The sequence below is a fragment of the Micromonospora citrea genome, from assembly GCF_900090315.1.
GTDB lineage: Bacteria > Actinomycetota > Actinomycetes > Mycobacteriales > Micromonosporaceae > Micromonospora > Micromonospora citrea.
The window spans coordinates 3,468,401-3,484,204 of sequence record NZ_FMHZ01000002.1 but is presented as its reverse complement, the minus strand read 5'-3'; the positions used below and the strand labels follow the sequence as shown (position 1 = coordinate 3,484,204).

At 75.6% G+C, this 15,804-nt stretch carries 13 protein-coding genes; 5 read left to right on the top strand and 8 right to left on the bottom strand.

Translation table 11 applies throughout. From position 1 onward, the window contains the following. Positions 1 to 149 precede the first annotated feature (149 nt). On the top strand, positions 150 to 647 hold the full coding sequence (locus GA0070606_RS15950; RefSeq protein ID WP_141721705.1) for a hypothetical protein: 498 nt from the start codon (positions 150 to 152) through the stop codon (positions 645 to 647). Positions 648 to 787: 140 nt separating this feature from the next. Here GA0070606_RS15950 and GA0070606_RS33710 read toward each other — a convergent pair whose 3' ends face one another. The 7 genes from GA0070606_RS33710 to GA0070606_RS15915 all read right to left on the bottom strand — a co-directional run bounded on the left by GA0070606_RS33710 (position 788) and on the right by GA0070606_RS15915 (position 7,632). Next, positions 788 to 1,921 (bottom strand): sensor histidine kinase, encoded by a 1,134-nt coding sequence (locus GA0070606_RS33710; RefSeq protein ID WP_091100346.1) that lies wholly within the window; start codon positions 1,919 to 1,921, stop codon positions 788 to 790. A gap of 63 nt (positions 1,922 to 1,984) precedes the next feature. Next, on the bottom strand, positions 1,985 to 2,734 hold the full coding sequence (locus GA0070606_RS15940) for an ABC transporter permease (RefSeq protein ID WP_091100342.1): 750 nt from the start codon (positions 2,732 to 2,734) through the stop codon (positions 1,985 to 1,987). Then, positions 2,734 to 3,672, bottom strand: coding sequence for an ABC transporter ATP-binding protein (locus tag GA0070606_RS15935; protein ID WP_091100338.1), 939 nt, complete (start codon positions 3,670 to 3,672; stop codon positions 2,734 to 2,736). Before GA0070606_RS15935 ends, GA0070606_RS15940 begins: the two co-directional genes overlap by 1 nt. 90 nt (positions 3,673 to 3,762) lie before the next feature. Beyond that, positions 3,763 to 4,443, bottom strand: a complete 681-nt coding sequence (locus GA0070606_RS15930; protein WP_091100335.1) for a response regulator transcription factor — start codon at positions 4,441 to 4,443, stop codon at positions 3,763 to 3,765. A 67-nt stretch (positions 4,444 to 4,510) separates the two neighbouring features. Continuing rightward, complete coding sequence (locus tag GA0070606_RS15925; protein WP_091100332.1) at positions 4,511 to 5,689, bottom strand: hypothetical protein; 1,179 nt, start codon at positions 5,687 to 5,689, stop codon at positions 4,511 to 4,513. Beyond that, on the bottom strand, positions 5,686 to 6,231 hold the full coding sequence (locus GA0070606_RS15920) for a SigE family RNA polymerase sigma factor (protein WP_091100328.1): 546 nt from the start codon (positions 6,229 to 6,231) through the stop codon (positions 5,686 to 5,688). Before GA0070606_RS15920 ends, GA0070606_RS15925 begins: the two co-directional genes overlap by 4 nt. A 120-nt stretch (positions 6,232 to 6,351) precedes the next feature. Next, a complete protein-coding gene (locus GA0070606_RS15915; protein WP_245724703.1) occupies positions 6,352 to 7,632 on the bottom strand; it encodes an MFS transporter in 1,281 nt (426 codons plus the stop codon). Positions 7,633 to 7,749: 117 nt separating this feature from the next. Between GA0070606_RS15915 and GA0070606_RS15910 the strand changes: the two genes are divergently transcribed. The 4 genes from GA0070606_RS15910 to GA0070606_RS15895 all read left to right on the top strand — a co-directional run bounded on the left by GA0070606_RS15910 (position 7,750) and on the right by GA0070606_RS15895 (position 14,557). Further along, complete coding sequence (locus GA0070606_RS15910) at positions 7,750 to 9,537, top strand: HSP90 family protein (RefSeq protein WP_091100324.1); 1,788 nt, start codon at positions 7,750 to 7,752, stop codon at positions 9,535 to 9,537. 3 nt (positions 9,538 to 9,540) lie between these two features. Beyond that, positions 9,541 to 12,399 carry a hypothetical protein gene (locus GA0070606_RS15905; protein ID WP_091100321.1) on the top strand — a complete coding sequence of 953 codons (2,859 nt, stop codon included), beginning with the start codon at positions 9,541 to 9,543 and terminating at the stop codon, positions 12,397 to 12,399. 111 nt (positions 12,400 to 12,510) lie between these two features. Continuing rightward, positions 12,511 to 13,134: a TetR/AcrR family transcriptional regulator gene (locus GA0070606_RS15900; RefSeq protein ID WP_091100317.1), complete on the top strand. Its 624-nt coding sequence runs from the start codon at positions 12,511 to 12,513 to the stop codon at positions 13,132 to 13,134. Between the two features lie 85 nt (positions 13,135 to 13,219). After that, positions 13,220 to 14,557, top strand: coding sequence for an acetyl-CoA carboxylase biotin carboxylase subunit (locus GA0070606_RS15895; protein WP_091100313.1), 1,338 nt, complete (start codon positions 13,220 to 13,222; stop codon positions 14,555 to 14,557). An 89-nt stretch (positions 14,558 to 14,646) separates the two neighbouring features. Here the strand turns inward: GA0070606_RS15895 and GA0070606_RS15890 are convergent, their stop codons facing one another. Beyond that, positions 14,647 to 15,789 (bottom strand): ABC transporter permease, encoded by a 1,143-nt coding sequence (locus tag GA0070606_RS15890; RefSeq protein ID WP_245724702.1) that lies wholly within the window; start codon positions 15,787 to 15,789, stop codon positions 14,647 to 14,649. Positions 15,790 to 15,804 lie beyond the last annotated feature (15 nt).

Sequence of the window (15,804 nt, the reverse complement as noted above, 5' to 3'; positions counted from 1 at the left end):
GGCCGGTCCGGCCGGGCCGCGCGGGTGCGGCTCCTGTCCCGTCGTGGGTCGAACGACCGTCACGGCGCCCCCGTCCTTCGCTCTAGCCTCCGCAAAAGGGACCAGCGGAAACGACGCCGCGGTCCGACACAGCAGATCGGAGGAGTTCGATGAGGAAGCTACGGATGCGGGTGGGGGCGTCGGGCCGTGCCGGGCTCGCGGCGATCGTGGCGGGGCTGGTCCTGTGCCTGGTCGCCGCGACGCCGGCAGGGGCCGCGTCCCGCCCCGACCCGAAGCCGGTGCCCGCGACCGCCCAGCGGACGCTGGTCGGCTCCGCCTCGGGCGACGAGGTCGGCGCGGCGGCCTGTCGCGTGTGGGCGTTCGGCTACGCGGGCTGGGCCAAGTGTGACTCGCACCAGCTCACCTGCGACTTCAACAGCAACGGCACGTACGACGAGTCCTGGGTCATCGCGGACAACCGCACGATCTGGCACACGTGGCCCGGGGCCGGTCGGTGGCACGAGATGCCGAACAACGGCAGGGCCGACGACACGTACGACTGCTACACCTCGAACGGGAACCGGGTCATCGAGGTGTGGGTGAACAACAGCGGCCGGTGGTGGTCCTGGCGTGACGGGGGGACCTGGCGGGGCTGGTATCGGGCGTAGCCGCCGATCCCGTCGGTCGGGGCGCCGGCCCGCCGGCCACCATCGGTGCGTCCGGGCGGCGGCGACCCCGGCCCGGCCCCGGCCGGGCCCGGCCCCGGCCGGGCCCGGCTCACGTCGGTTCCGGCGGTTCGGCGCTCACCTCACGTCGGTCTCCGCAACTCGGCGCTCACCCGGAAACCGCCCTCCGGCCCGGCCTGGGCCACCAGCGTGCTGCCAACCTCGGCGAGGCGCTCCGACATGCCCCTGAGCCCGGAGCCGGCCGGCGGACGGGAGTGCGACGGACCGGTGCCGTTGTCGGTGATCTCCAGCCGGATCTGCCGTGGGGTGTGCGCCATGACGATCTCGACCCGGGTGGCACCGCTGTGCCGGACGACGTTCGTCGTCGCCTCCCGCACCACCCAGCCGAGCACCGCCTCGGACTCCGGATCGAGGGGTGGACCGGAGAGCTGGACGTCCGCCGACATTCCCGCCGCGGTCAGCGCCGACCGGGCCCGGTCCAGTTCGGTGGCGAGGCTGCTCTCCCGGTAGCCCGTGACGGCCTCCCGGATCTCGGTCAGGGCCTGCCGGCCGACGGTCTCGATGTCGGACGCCTGGGCGGCCGCGCGCGCCGGGTCGCGCTCCGCCAGCCGGCGCACCGCCTCGGCCTTCACGACGATTACCGACATGCTGTGCCCGAGCAGGTCGTGCAGGTCGCGGGCGAAGCGCAGCCGTTCCTGGTCGACCGCCGACCGGGCGAGCTCCTCCCGGGTGCGGCGCAGTTCCGCCGTCGTCGCCGCGAGACCGAGGATCGCCGCCGTCACCACGCCGGAGATGAAGGTCCCGTAACCGTTGATCATCGCTGCCAGCGGGTCGTGGTCCCGTTCCCCGGAGATCACCCCCGCCGACCCGCCCAGGACGATCAGCGCCGCGACGAGGTGCTGACCACGGAGTACGGTGCCGCAGGCCAGCGCCAGCGGCAGGAACAGCTGGATCCAGCTGCCGCCGTACCCCAGGGCCAGCGGGTAGGTGACGGCGGCCTGGGCGGCGAGCAGGCCCAGCGTGGTCCGGTGCGTCCGGCGGCGGGAGTCGAACGCCCGGAACGTCACCGCGACGTAGAGCGCCACGAAGGCCAGCAGGCCGGTCCCGGCCAGCCAGGGCAGGGGCACGTCGCCCCGGACGAGGTCGGCGACGGCGCCGGCGGTCAGCATCAGCCACGGCAGGAAGGCCTTCCCGCTGGTCAGCTCGGGCAGCTCGTGGGCTTCCGCGTCCGCGCCCGGCCACCGGAACTTCCGCATGTCTCGGATCTCTCCCGCCTTGTGGTGGTGTTGTGTCCCGCGGCGACCGTCCCGGTGCCGTCGTCAGGCGCTACGGCTGGCCCGACGGTACGCGTGGCCGGCGTACGCGCCGAACAGCACCAGCCAGGCGACCAGCACGAGAACCGTGTCGGGGCCCGGTACGTCACCCCGGGTGGTGGCCCAGCCCAGCTCGCCCAGGCGGTGGGCCGGCGTCCACCGGGCGACGGCGGCCAGCCAGCCGGGGAACTCCGCGACCGGGAACCACAGGCCGCCGACGAACGCGAGCACCAGGTTGGTCACCACGTTCACGACGTTGGTGGTCTGGGTCGAGAGGGCGTAGCCGTTGGCGAGCCCGAGCACGGTGAAGGGCAGCGAGCCGATCCACAGCAGCAGGGTCAGCGCCACCCACTGACCGGGCTCGAGGCGTACGTCGTTGACGATCGCCCCGGTGAGCAGGACCACCAGGACCGTCGGCAGGACCATCAGGGAACCGGTGACGGTCCGCCCGGCGACCGCCTGGGCCGCGGTCAGCGGGGTGATGCGTAGCTGCCGGAGCCAGCCCGCCGCCTTGTCCTCGGCGACCGCCGTACCGGCGGTCAGCCCGGCGCTCAGCGCGCCGTACGCGGCCAGGCCCACCATCGCCGTGACGGCCCATTCGGAGGAGCCGCCGCCGACGCCGCCGCCGACGTTGGTGAACATCAGGTACATCAGCACGGGCGTGCCGATGCCGAAGACGACGAACCCCGTGTCCCGGAAGGTACGACGAAGTTCCAGCCCGACGTACTGGTAGACCGGGGCGATCTGGGCGGACATCACGAACCTGCCTTCTGGGTCGGGACGGAGGGGGCGGCGGTGGGAGCGGTGAGGGCCAGGAAGGCGTCCTCCAGGCCGGCGGAGGTCACTTCGAGGCCCCGCACCGGTCCCTGCTGGGCCAGGGCGTGGACGGTGGCGTCGGAGTCGGCCGTCCGCAGGCGTACCCGGCCGTCGACGACCGCCACCGAGAGCACGCCCGGCAACGACGCGAGTCCGGCGGGCTCCGGGCGGCCCTGGAGGTCGAAGGAGACGACGCTGGCACCGACGGCCTGCTTGATGTCGGTGCCCGTGCCGTCGGCGACCACCCGACCCCGGTCGATGACGACGACCCGGTCGGCGTTCTGGTCCGCCTCCTCCAGGTAGTGGGTGGAGAAGAGGACGGTCTTGCCCCGCCCCGTGAACGCGCGCATCGACTCCCAGAACGAGCGGCGGGCCGCCACGTCGAGCGCGGCGGTCGGCTCGTCGAGGACCAGCAGGTCCGGGTCGCCGACGAGGGCGACGGCGAAGTTGACCCGCTGCGCCTGACCGCCGGAGAGCCGGTCCACCCGCCGACCGGCGAGTTCGCCGAGCCCGGCCAGGGCCAGGGCCTCGTCGACCGGCATGGGCTTCGGATAGGTGCTGGCCACGAAGGTCACCAGTTCGCGCACCGTGACCCGGGGAACGGGCTTGGCGTCCTGGAGCATCGCGCCGACCCGCCCGGCGCGCACCGCCCGCTGCGGGGCCGCCCCGAACAGGCGTACCTGGCCGGCGGTCGGCTCGTCCAGGCCCAGCAGCAGGCTGATCGAGGTCGACTTGCCCGCGCCGTTGCGGCCCAGCAGCGCGACCCGTTCGCCCCGCCCGATCGTGAGGTCGAGCCCGGCGACCGCCCGTACGTCTCCGAACGTGCGGACCACGCCGGCAAAGGCCACCGCCGGTCCCGCACCACGTGTCTCCGTCATGCCAGAAACGCTACGAGTGCAGGTCAGGTGCCTTGTAGACGAAAATATCCGGACCCCGGCAGGACAAATGTCACCGCCGGAGGGCGCGGGTCAGAGCCAGCCGCGTTCGTCGGCGACCCGGGCCGCCTCCGTACGGTTGCGGGCTCCGGTCTTGCCGATGGCCGACGACAGGTAGTTGCGGACGGTGCTCTCCGACAACCACAGCTTCGCCGCGATGTCCGCCACCGTCGCGCCGCCCTGCCCCGCCGCCAGCACCTCCCGCTCCCGGGCCGTCAGAGGGCTCGGCCCGGCGCTCAGCGCGGCAGCCGCCAACGCGGGGTCGATCACCGACTCGCCGCCGAGCACCCGCCGGATCGACGCCGCCAGCTGGTCGACCGGGCCGTCCTTCGACAGGAATCCCCGCGCCCCGACCTCCATCGCCCGGCGCAGATAGCCCGGCCGGCTGAACGTGGTGACGATGAGCACCCGGCAGTCGGGCAGTCGGGTGCGCAGCTCGGCGGCGGCGTCCAGCCCGGTGCGGCCGGGCAGCTCGATGTCCAGGACCGCGACATCGGGCCGGACGTCCAGCGCGACCGGCACGATCCTGTCGCCCTCGGCCACCTGGGCGACGACCTCCATGTCGTCCTCGAGGTCCAGCAGCAGGGCGAGCGCTCCGCGCATCATCCCCTGGTCCTCGGCCAGCAGGATCCTGACAGGTGCCGCGGAACCGGCCGACCGGGCGTCGGGAGCGGCCGGGCCGGGGGCGCGGTCTCCGACCGAGGCGTCCGTCATGGCGGCCACGGTACGAGGCGGCGGAGGGCGCCGGCGAGGGGCCCCACGGCGACGGGGGACGGCCCGGTCAGCGGGCGGCGAGCGACACCGCGCCGTACAGGTCCCGGGTGACGCCGGTGACCTCGCCGGTCTCCGGCCGCCAGCGCAGCAGCCCGCCCGGGTTGCGGCGCAGCAGCACCGCCCCATCCCCGTCCCAGCCGAGCACCTCGCAGCAGCCCTTCCACACGTCCCGACCCAGGTCGAGCAGTTGGGTCACCGTCCCGGTACGGGCGTCCAGCACCGCGACCCCCTCCAGCCCGCTCATGTTGCCGACGCTGATCCAGCCGGCCCGGGCGAGCCGTTCGCCGCGCAGCCAGCCGCGCCCGTAGAACTCGTCGACGCGGTGCTCCGGAAGCAGCCCGGAGGTGCGGACGGGCACCCGGTCCTGTCCGCGTCCCCGCTCGTCGGTGGCGACGCGGTGCAGCATCAGGCCACCCGGCGGGCCGCCCAGCTCCAGCAGGAGGTCCGGCCGCCCGCCGGGGTCGGGCACGACCACGTCCCAGGGCGACAACGGGACCTTCCGGCTGACGCCGGTGCGCGGGTCCATCTCGTACGTGGTGTCGTCGTCGCCGACGAGCAGCCGGTCGCCGGACCAGAGGACGTGCTCCAGGTGTCCGGCGAGCGGGAACCGGCGGGCCGTCGCGGTGGTGAGGTCGACCACGACCACCTCGTCGGTCTGGGCGAAGGCGGCCGTCCGCCCGTCCGGGGCGAGGCTGCCCGTCTTGAGCGGGACCGCCTCGTTGCCGTGGGCGTCGCGGGTGCGGGCCGGGGTGACGACGTCCAGTTCGCGGACGAAGCCGTCGTCCCCCAGCACCCGGATCGTGCCCTCGGCACCGGTGTCCGGGTCGACCGGCTGGTACAGCGCCAGCGCCTGGCGTACGGGTCGGGCGGAGAGCTTCGCGCCGACCGGGTCGCCGAGCCGACCCAGCGGGTCGCCGGGGTAGCTCAGCTCGGCCGGCGGCCGCTGCACGGGCGGGGCGCTCGGGGTGGGGCCGGGCGTCGCGGCGGCCGGCGGCGGCGGGTCGGCCGGGCGCAGGGCCACCGCCGTACCTGCGGTGAGCAGGGCGACCGCCACGGCGGCGGCGCCGGCGGCCCGGCGGGCGCGCCGGACGCGGCGGGCCCGTTCCCACCCGGTCGCCGCCGGGCGCGACGGCCGGACGTCCTCGGCGACGGCGGTGAGCAGCCTCCGCAGTTCGTCGTCCCTCACGGGTTCACCTCCATCCCGGTGACCAGGCCGTCGCCGGGCCGCCCCTCGTCGTGGGCCAGTTCCGGCGCGACCTCGCGGAGCCGGCGCAGCGCCGCGTGGCACTGGCTCTTCACGGTGCCGACGGTGACGCCGAGCGCCTCCGCGGTGGCCGTCTCGGTGAGGTCCTCGAAGTAGCGCAGCACCAGCACCGCCCGCTGCCGGGGCGGCAGATGGCCGAGGGCGTCGCGCAGCGCGAGCCGCAGCGTCCCGTCGCCCTCGTGCGCCGCCGTCTCCGGCGGGTACGCGCTCAGCCACTCCCGGCGGCGGCGTCGCCACCAGGAGACGGCGTCGCGGTAGAGGATGGTCCGCACGTACGCGGCCGGGTCGCCCTGCCGCACCGTGGGCCAGCGCAGGGCGAGCTTGAGCAGCGCGTCCTGGAGCAGGTCCTCGGCCTGGTGCCGGTTGCCGCAGACGAGGTAGGCCGCGCGCAGCAGCCGGTGCTGGTGGCTCTCGACGAAGGTGACGTACCCGTTCCGCCCGTCGTCGGTCGTCGCCGGTCCCATCCGCCCTCCCTCCGGCCGGCCGTGGTCCGCGCCGTCACCAGGCAGACGCACGGACCCCCGGAAAAGGTTGGGCGACCTCGTCGATCGCCGCGACAGGGCCGGGTGCCGCCGGGCGTGCGGTCATGCCGAGCCGACGGTGGCGGGCGGCGCCGGCGCGGCCGGGCGCAGCACCCGCCACGCCGCGAGGGTGACCAGCACGAAGACGCCGGCCACCGCCGCCGCCACCGGCCCCACCCCGCACGCCGCGCCCGCCAGGCCCGCGAGCGCGGCCCCGACCGGTGCCGTGAGCAGGCCGACCATCCGCTGGGCGGCGCCCACCCGGCCGAGCAGACCGGCCGGCACATGGCGCTGCCCGTACGTGGCCCAGAGGCTGTTCCACACGGTGGTGCCGGCGGCGAAGACGGCCAGCGCCAGCCCGCCGGGCATCGGGTGCCGGGCCAGCGCGAACCCGGTCAGCGCGACGGCCTGGACGGCGAGCACGGCGCGCAGCGCGGGCACCGTGCCGAGCCGGGCGGCCAGCCGACCCGCCCCCAGCCCACCGGCGAGTCCGCCGAGGACCGCCGCCGCCGCGAACACCCCGTACCCGGCCGGCGGCACCCGCAGCACGTCGAGCGCGTAGAGCACCAGCACCGCCAGCAGCCCGCTGATCGCCAGGTTGCTCCCGGCGGTCAGACCGGTGAGCCGCCACAGCGTCCGGTCCTCCCGCAGGAACCGCAGCCCCTCCCCGGCCTCCCGCCACACCGACCGCCCCCGCCCGGCCGCGGCCGGGCGGTCGTGGCCCTCGTTCCGCGGCTCGCGGGCGCACTCGTCGGTGCGGGAACGCGCGGGCGGGGCGGGGCGCAGGGCGAGGGTGAGCATGGCGGCGGCGGCGAAGGTGACGGCGTCGAGGAGGAACGGCAGGGGCGCGGCGAGGGCGAAGAGCACCCCGGCGGCGGGGGCGCCGAGGAAGCCGCCGGCCACCGCCGTGCCGGCCTGGAGGCGACCGTTGGCCCGGGGCAGCTCGGCCGGCGGCACCACCGACGGCAGCATCGCGAACGCGGCGGCGTCGAAGAGGGTGCCGAGCGCGGCGAGCAGGAACGCCGCCGCCACCAGCACCGCGACGCCGGCCCGGTCGGCGGCCACGGCGACCGCGAGTCCGCCCACCACGACGGCCCGCAGCCCGTCGACCGCCGCCATCGTCCGGCGGCGGTCCCAGCGGTCCGCGTACACGCCGCCGAGCAGGCCGAACAGCAGCGGCGGGAGCTGCCCAGCCACGGTCACCGCCGCGATGACCCGGGGGTCGCGGGTCAGCGTCGCGGCCAGCAGGGCCAGTGCCGGCGTACGCAGGGCGTCGCCGAGGCGCGAGGAGACGGCGGCGGACCAGAGCAGTCGGTAGTCGCGGCCGAGCGGGGGTGCGGTCACGGCGGCGAGCCTCGGGGCTCGACCGGGTCGAGGGTCAAGCCACCGGAAAAGGGGACCGCGCGTGTCGGTGATCATCGGTACGGTGGGCGCCGGCATCGGACCGGGGAGCACTCCAGCGTGGACCACACCTTCCAGGTCGACCTCCGTGGCGTGGTCGACCTGCTCAGTCACCACCTCTACGGCAGCCCGCGGGTCTACGTCCGCGAGCTTCTCCAGAACGCCGTCGACGCGATCACCGCACGCCGGGCGGCCGACCCCGACGCGCCCGCGCTGGTGCGCGTCGAGACCCCCGAGCTGACCGGCGACGGCACGCTGCGGGTGCACGACACCGGCATCGGCCTCACCGAGGCGCAGGTGCACGAGCTGCTGGCCACCATCGGCCGCAGCTCCAAGCGCGACGAGCTGGGCTTCTCCCGGCACGAGTTCCTCGGCCAGTTCGGCATCGGCCTGCTCTCCTGCTTCCTGGTGGCCGACGAGATCCGGGTGGTCACCCGGCACGGCGACCACCCGACGGTGCACTGGACCGGCCACTCCGACGGCCGGTACGCCGTCGAGCCGGCCCCGCCCGGGGCCGGGCGGGCCGAGCCGGGCACCACGGTGACGCTGGTGCCGCGCCGCGACGCCGACAAGTGGTTCGGCACCCCGACCGTGGTCGACCTGGCCCGGCTCTTCGGCGCGCTGCTGCCGGTCACCGTCCGGGTCGGCGACGTGGTGACCACCTCCGGGCCGCCGCCCTGGCCGACGACCCCCGGCGCGCCCGTCGACCGGGCCGCGCTGGTCCGCTACGCCCGGGAGACGCTCGGCTTCGACCCGTTCGACGTGCTGCCGCTGTCGGTGCCGGAGGCCGGCCTGACCGGGGCCGCCTTCATCCTGTCGACCCCGGTGAACCCGGCGGCCCGGGCCGGCCACCGGGTCCACCTCAAGCGGATGCTGCTCGCCGAGCACGCCGACGGCCTGCTGCCCGACTGGGCCTTCTTCGCGCACTGCGTCGTCGACGCCACCGAGCTGCGACCGACGGCGAGCCGCGAGGCCCTGTACGAGGACAGCCTCCTCGCCGCCACCCGGGAGGCCCTCGGCGACCAGGTGCGCGGCTGGCTGGTCCGGCTCGCCAAGCACGACCCGCGGCGGCTCGCCGAGTTCCTCCAGGTGCACCACCTCGGGGTGAAGGCGCTCGCCCTGCACGACGACGAGATGCTGCGCCTGGTCGACCAGTGGTGGCCGATGGAGACCAACGTCGGCACGCTCACCCTGGCCGAGTTCCGGCAGCGCCACGGTCTGCTCCGCTACGCGGCCAGCCTGGACGAGTTCCGCCAGCTCGCCGCCGTCGCCGCCGCGCAGGACCTGGCGGTGGTCAACGGCGGCTACACCTACGACACGGAGCTGATCGAGCGGCTGCCGGCGGTGGACCGCTCGGTGCTCATCGAACGGCTGGAGCCCAGCGACCTGACCACCCGCTTCGACAGCCTCGACCCGCAGGTCGAGCTGGCCCTGCGGCCGTTCCTCACCGCCGCCCAGCGGGCCCTGGAGCGGCTCGGCTGCGAGGTGGTCGTCCGGGCGTACGACCCCGTCTCGCTGCCGGCGCTCTATCTGGTCAGCCGGTCGGCGGCGTTCAACGACCAGCTCGCGGCGAGCCGGGACCGGGCCGACGAGCTGTGGGGCGGGGTGCTGGACGCGCTGGCCGCCTCCGCCCCGCCGGACCGCCCGCAACTGGTGCTCAACCACCGCAACCCGCTGGTCCGCCGGGTCACCACGCTGACCGACCCGGAGCTGGCCGGGCTGGCCGTCGAGGCGCTCTACGGGCAGGCGTTGCTGCTCGGGCACCATCCGATCCGCGCGGCCGACGCCGCGCTGCTGAACAGTTCCTTCCTCGGCCTGCTCGGCCGGGCCGTGCCGGGACAGGAGTGAACGATGAGCAGTGAAGACGAGGACCTGTGGCGGGTGCTCCGCGAGGTCGCCAACATGCCGTACGGCGCCGGGCAGATCGCCGCCGTCGAGCAGTTGCTGCGCCGGGTCGACGCCGCCGACGACCGGGAGCTGGCCTTCGTGACCCGGATGCAGGCCACCACCGCGTACGTCTACGGCGGTGAGCCGGCGAAGTCGTTCGTCACCTTCTCCTGGTGCCTGGCCGAGTTCGACCGCGACCCGCAGCCCTACCACCAGCGCTACGCCCACCAGCTGCTGTGGCACTTCAAGTACATGGTCACCGGCCTGCTGCGGTTCCCCGAGATCCCGCTGGACCGCGCCAACGCGGTGCTCGACGACATGGAGCGCCGCTACCGCGAGGGCGGCCACAGCCTCCAGGCCGTCCACAAGCACCGTTTCCTGGTGGCGGACCACCTCGGCGACGCGGACGCCGCCGCGCACTGGTACCGGCTCTGGCAGACCACCCCCCGCGACGAGCTCTCCGACTGCGCCGGCTGCGACCCCACCACGCAGGTGCAGTACCTGGCCGAGACCGGCCGGCACGCCGAGGCGGTCGCGTTGGCCGAGCCGGTCCTCGCCGGCCGGCTCAGCTGCACGGAGCAGCCGCAGGCCATCCTCACCGCGCTGCTCCTGCCCTACCTGCACACCGACCGCCCCGAGCAGGCGCGCGACGCCCACCGGGAGGCGTACCGCCGGCTGCGGGGCAACCTGTCGGACCTGTGGGACATCGGCAACCACGTCGAGTTCTGCACGCTCACCGGCAACGACGCCCGCGCGGTGGAGATCGTCGAGCGGCACCTCGACTGGCTCGACCGGGCGCCCTCACCGGCCGCCGCCATGCACTTCGCCGCGACCGGCGCCGCCGCGCTGCGCCGGGCCGGCGAGCTGACCGTCTACCGGCGGGCGGCGGGCGACCGACCGGCCGGCGAGATCGCGGCGTCGGCGCTCGCCGCCGAGCTGACCGCGACCGCGACCGCGCTGGCCGCCCGGTTCGACGCCCGCAACGGCACGTCGTACCAGTCGGAGTGGATCTCCCGCCGGCTCGCCGCCGAGCCGACCGGCGCGCACCTGCCGCTCTCGGCCAGCCTGCGCCGTCGACCGGTTCCGGCCGCGACCGCCGGGCCGGCCGCCGACCCCACCCCGGCGCCGGCGCTCGCCCCCACCGTCGCGGTGCCGGCCGACGCCGGCGCCGCCGCGCTGCTCGACTTCGCCGAGGAGCGGCTGCGTCGCCACGACCAGGAGGCGTTCCGGGCCGCGCTGGCCGCCTGGGACGACCGGTTCGGCGCCACGGAGGTGCCCGCCCCGGCGGCGGCCCACCGGCTGGAGCTGCGCGCCGCCGAGCTGGGCGACGGCGAGGACGTGGCCGCCACGGTCGCGGCCCACCGGGCGGCCGTCGCGGCCTACCGGGAGCTCGGCGACGAGCTGCGGGCGCAGGCCGTGGCCGGCCGGCTCGGGGTGCTGCTGGCCGGGGCGGACGAGACCGCGGACGAAGGGCTCGAGCTGGTCCGGGAGTCCGCCGACGTGCTCGACCGGCGGGGCGACGACCGGCAGCGGGCCGCCGGGCTGGACCGGGTCGCGCTGGCGCTCATGCACCGGCAACGCTGGTCGGAGGCGGTCGAGGTCCTCGACCGGGTGCCGGCCGGAGCCGGCGGCGACCCGTGGCTGGCCGCCCGGATCGCGCTGCACCGGTCCCACCTGCTCGAACAGCTCGACCGGGTGGCGGAGGCCCACGAGGCGGCCGTCCGGGCCCGCGACCTGGGCCGGGAGCTCGGCCTCGGCGACGTCGTGACGGCGGCCTGCCTGGCGTACGCCCGGACGACCGAGGACCCGGCCGAGGCGGTCGCCGCCTGCGACGAGGCGCTGCGGGTGGCGCCGGCCGACGCGTGGCTGCCGGTCCGGGTCGCCCGGGCCAGGGCGCTGATGACCGCGGGGCGGGCCGCCGACGCGGTGGACGACTTCGCCGAGGCGGTGACGCTCTGCGTCGAGCGGGGCGCCGCCGGCGACGCCTTCCTGCGCTGGGAGTTGGCGAACGCGTACCGGGTGGCGGGCCGGCTGGGCGAGGCGGCCGAGGTCGCGGAGGAGGCGGTGCTCGGGCTCGACCGGCTCGGCGCGCAGGCCGAGGCGGACCGGTGCCGGCACCTGCTCGCCGGCGTCTACGAGGGGCTGGGCGAGATCGATCCGGCGCTGGCCCTGCTGGAGCAGCTCGCCGAGAACCTGGACGGCCCCGACAACCTTCCGCACCGGGCCCAGGTGCTGGAGGAGGCCGGCGGGATCCTCTACGACGTCGACCGGGACGCGCTGGCGGCGGGCCGGTTCGCGGCGGCGGCGACGGCTTACCGGCGGGCCGGGCTGCCGCTCGACGAGTTCCGGGCCCGCCGCCGGGAGGCGTACGCGCGGCTCTGGGCCGGTGACGAGGCGGCTGCCCTGGGCACCGTCGAGGAGCTGGACAAGCTGGCGGCGGGGCTGGCCGGGCAGCCGGACGAGCCGCCGCCGGTGACGTACGAGCTGGCGCTGGCTGCCGAGGCCGGCGCGCGGGTGCTTCTCGCCCACGGCCGGGAGGCCGAGGCGTACGACCGGCTGGCCGGGGTGCCCGCCCGACTCCGGTCGATCGAGGCGTTCGGCGAGGCCGCGCAGGTGGAGGTCTTCACCGGCGAGCTGCTGCTGCGGCTGGACCGGCCGGCCGCGGCGGAGCCGCTGCTGCACGAGGTGCTCGGCGGGCTGCCGGCGGGGACGCGACCGGCGCAGCAGGCGGCCTGGCTGCTGGCCCGGGCGCTGGACCTGCTGGGCCGCCCGGCCGAGGCCGCCGCGCTGCGGGACGAGCACGGCCTCGACCACGAGCACTGACGGGTGCGCCGCCCGCGCCGGGGGCTCGGGCGGCGGCAACCTGCCGTGGCGGAGGCGACCGGCCGGTAACCGAGCCTCCACGCCGTCGCGTACTCGGTCTACGCTTGCCCGGTGACGGTGGAGCAGCAGGCACGGGGCAGGACGAACGGCGCCGCGGGGTCGGGCCGGCGCCGGTCCCGCAGGGACGAGATCCTGGAGATCGCGGTCGGCCTCTTCGCCTCCCGGGGCTACCACGGCGTCTCGATGGACGACATCGGCGCGGCGGCCGGGGTCACCGGCCCCGCGCTCTACCACCATTTCGCGGGCAAGGAGGCCATGCTGGTCGCCGCGCTGATCCCGGTCAGCGAGGAGCTGCTCGCCGGTGGCCAGGAGCGGTCCGCCGGTCACCCCGACGACCCGCGCGGCGCGTTGGAGTCGCTCATCGACTTCCACGTCGACTTCGCGCTGGCCAACCCGGCGGTGATCGCCCTGCACCTGCACGAGCTGGACCGCCTCCCCGACGAGCCGCGCCGCCGGATCCGCCGGCTCCAGCGGCTCTACGTCGAGCAGTGGGTGTCGGTGCTGACGGCGCTGCACCCGGGCATGCCCGACGGCGAGGCGCGGGTGCTGGCCCACGCCGCGTTCGGCCTGATGAACTCGACGCCGTTCCTCGGCGGCGAGGTGGACCGGCGCCGCCGGGCCGAGCTGCTGCGCGCCGCCACCCTGGCCGCCCTCCTGGCACACCCCAACCCCTGACCGGCCGCCGGGTGGCGACTCGTCAGTAACCGAGCGGTCGTGGTTACCTGGCACCCGTCCCGACCCCCGGACGCTGGGAGGAAACATGATCGAGTCGCTGCTGGTCGCCAACCGTGGCGAGATCGCCCGCCGGATCATCCGCACCGCGAGGCGGCTCGGCGTCCGCGCGATCGCGGTGCACTCGGAGGCCGACGCCGGCCTGCCGTTCGTGGCCGAGGCCGACGAGGCGGTGTGCGTGGGACCGGCGAACCCGGCCCAGAGCTACCGCAACGTCGAGGCCATCCTCGCCGCCGCCAAGTCGACCGGCGCTCAGGCGATCCACCCCGGCTACGGCTTCCTGTCGGAGAACGCCGACTTCGCCCGTACCGTCGAGTCGAGCGGGCTGATCTGGGTCGGGCCCGGCGCGGACGCGATCACCGCGATGGGCGACAAGATCAACGCCCGGAACCTGATGGCGGCGGCCGGGGTGCCGGTCGCGCCCGGCACCACCGACCCGGCGGCCGACCTCGACGCGGCGGTCGCGGCGGCGGCGGAGATCGGCTACCCGGTGATGGTGAAGGCCGCCGCCGGCGGTGGCGGCATGGGCATGGGCGTCGCCAACGACGAGGCCGCGCTGCGCACCGAGTACGACAAGGTGCGCGCCTTCGCCGAGCGCATGTTCGGCGACGGCTCGGTGCTGATCGAGCGCTACTTCCCCCGGGTGCGCCACGTCGAGGTCCAGATCCTCGGCCTGGCCGACGGCCGGGTGGTCGCCCTCGGCGAGCGGGAGTGCTCGGTGCAGCGGCGCAACCAGAAGCTGGTCGAGGAGTCGCCGTCCCCGGCGGTCTCGCCGGAGCTGCGCGAGCGCTTCCTGGCCGCCGCCGTGCGCGCCGGCGAGGCGGTGAACTACCGCAACGCGGGCACGGTCGAGTGTCTGTTCGATCCTGCGACGCAGGAGTTCTTCTTCCTGGAGATGAACACGCGGCTCCAGGTCGAGCACCCGGTCACCGAGCTGGTCTACGGCGTCGACCTGGTCGAGGAGCAGTTGCGGGTGGCCGCCGGTCTCGCGCCGAACTTCGACCCGGACGCGCTCGCGCCGCGCGGGCACGCCATCGAGTTGCGGATCAACGCCGAGGACCCGAAGCGCTTCCTGCCCGGCCCGGGCGCGATCACCGCCTGGACGGAGCCGGCGGGCGAGGGCGTACGCGTCGACTCGGGCTACGTCGCCGGCAACACGGTCACCCCGTTCTACGACAGCCTGATGGCGAAGCTGATCGTCAGCGGGGCCACCCGCGCCGAGGCGATCGAGCGGGCGCGGGCCGCGGTGGCCGGCTTCGAGCTGACCGGCCCGAAGTGCAACCTCCCGTTCTTCGCCGAACTGCTGGAGAACGACGAGTTCCTCTCCGGCGACTACGACACCGGCATCGTCTCCCGCATGCGCTGACCCCGCGGCGAGTGATCGTGAGGTTGGCGGTGTGCGCGGCCCGACACCGCCAACCTCACGGCCGACGCACTCCCGCACTCCCCGACCGGTCAGGGGCCGGCCAGGGCCGTGGTGGGTGGGAGGCGGCTGGCGCGGATCGCCGGGTAGAGGCCGGCGGCCGTGCCGACCAGCACCGTCGCGCCCAGGCCGCCGGCCATCGCCCAGGCCGGCACCACCGTGGGCCACTGCTGGCTGTACGCGTACAGCGCGGTGATCGCCGTCCCCAGCAGGGTGCCGCCGACGCCGCCGAGGCCGGAGAGCAGCAGCGCCTCGGCGAGGAACTGGACGCGGATCTGGCCCCGGGTGGCACCCAGCGCCCGCCGCAGCCCCACCTCCGCCCGGCGTTGCAGGACGGAGATCACCATCGTGTTGGCGATGCCGACGCCACCGACGAGGAGTGCGACGGCGCCGAGGCCGAGCAGCAGCCCGTTGAGCGCGGTGTCGGTGGCCTGCCGGGCAGCCAGCGCGTCCGAGGGGCGGGACACGACCACCTCCTCCGGCGCCGACGGGTTGGCGTTCCGCCCCAGCACCGCGCCGACCGCCTCGACGTGGCTCTCCGCCGTGCGGACGTAGACGCGGGTCGGCCGGCCGTCGAACTGGAGGTAGGTCCGGGCGGCCGGCCACCCCACCAACGCGGCCGAGTCGAGTTCCTCGGCCAGCGGCACGGGCGCGAGCACGCCGACCACGGTGAACCACTCGCCGCCCAGCCACACGCGGAGCCCGACCCTCGGCACGTCGAGGCGCCGCGCCGCGGTGGCGCCCAGGACGACCGTCGGATACTCCGCCGTCGCGGCGGTGAACCAGGAACCGGAGCTGACGGTCGCGCCGACCGTGCCGAGCAGTTCCGGCTGGGCGGCGAGCACCGCGATGCTGCCGGTCTGGCCGGGTGGGACCCGGTCGGTGCGGTAGACGGCCCGGTCCACGGCGCCGGTGGCGCCGACCGACTCCACCGGCCCGATCCGGGCGATCATCCCCACCGCCTGCTCGGGCAGGACCGCCTTGTCCCCGGCCAGGGTCTTCCCCGGCGCCACGGTGAGCAGGTTGGTGCCGAGCCGGTCCAGGGTCCGGTCCAACTCGGCCCGGCTGGAGGTGGAGATGCCCACCACGGCCAGCATCGCGGCGATGCCGATCGTGACGCCCAGGGCGGTGAGCGCGACCCGGAGCGGGTGGGTCCGCAGACCGACGGAACCCACCCGCGCGACGTCGGC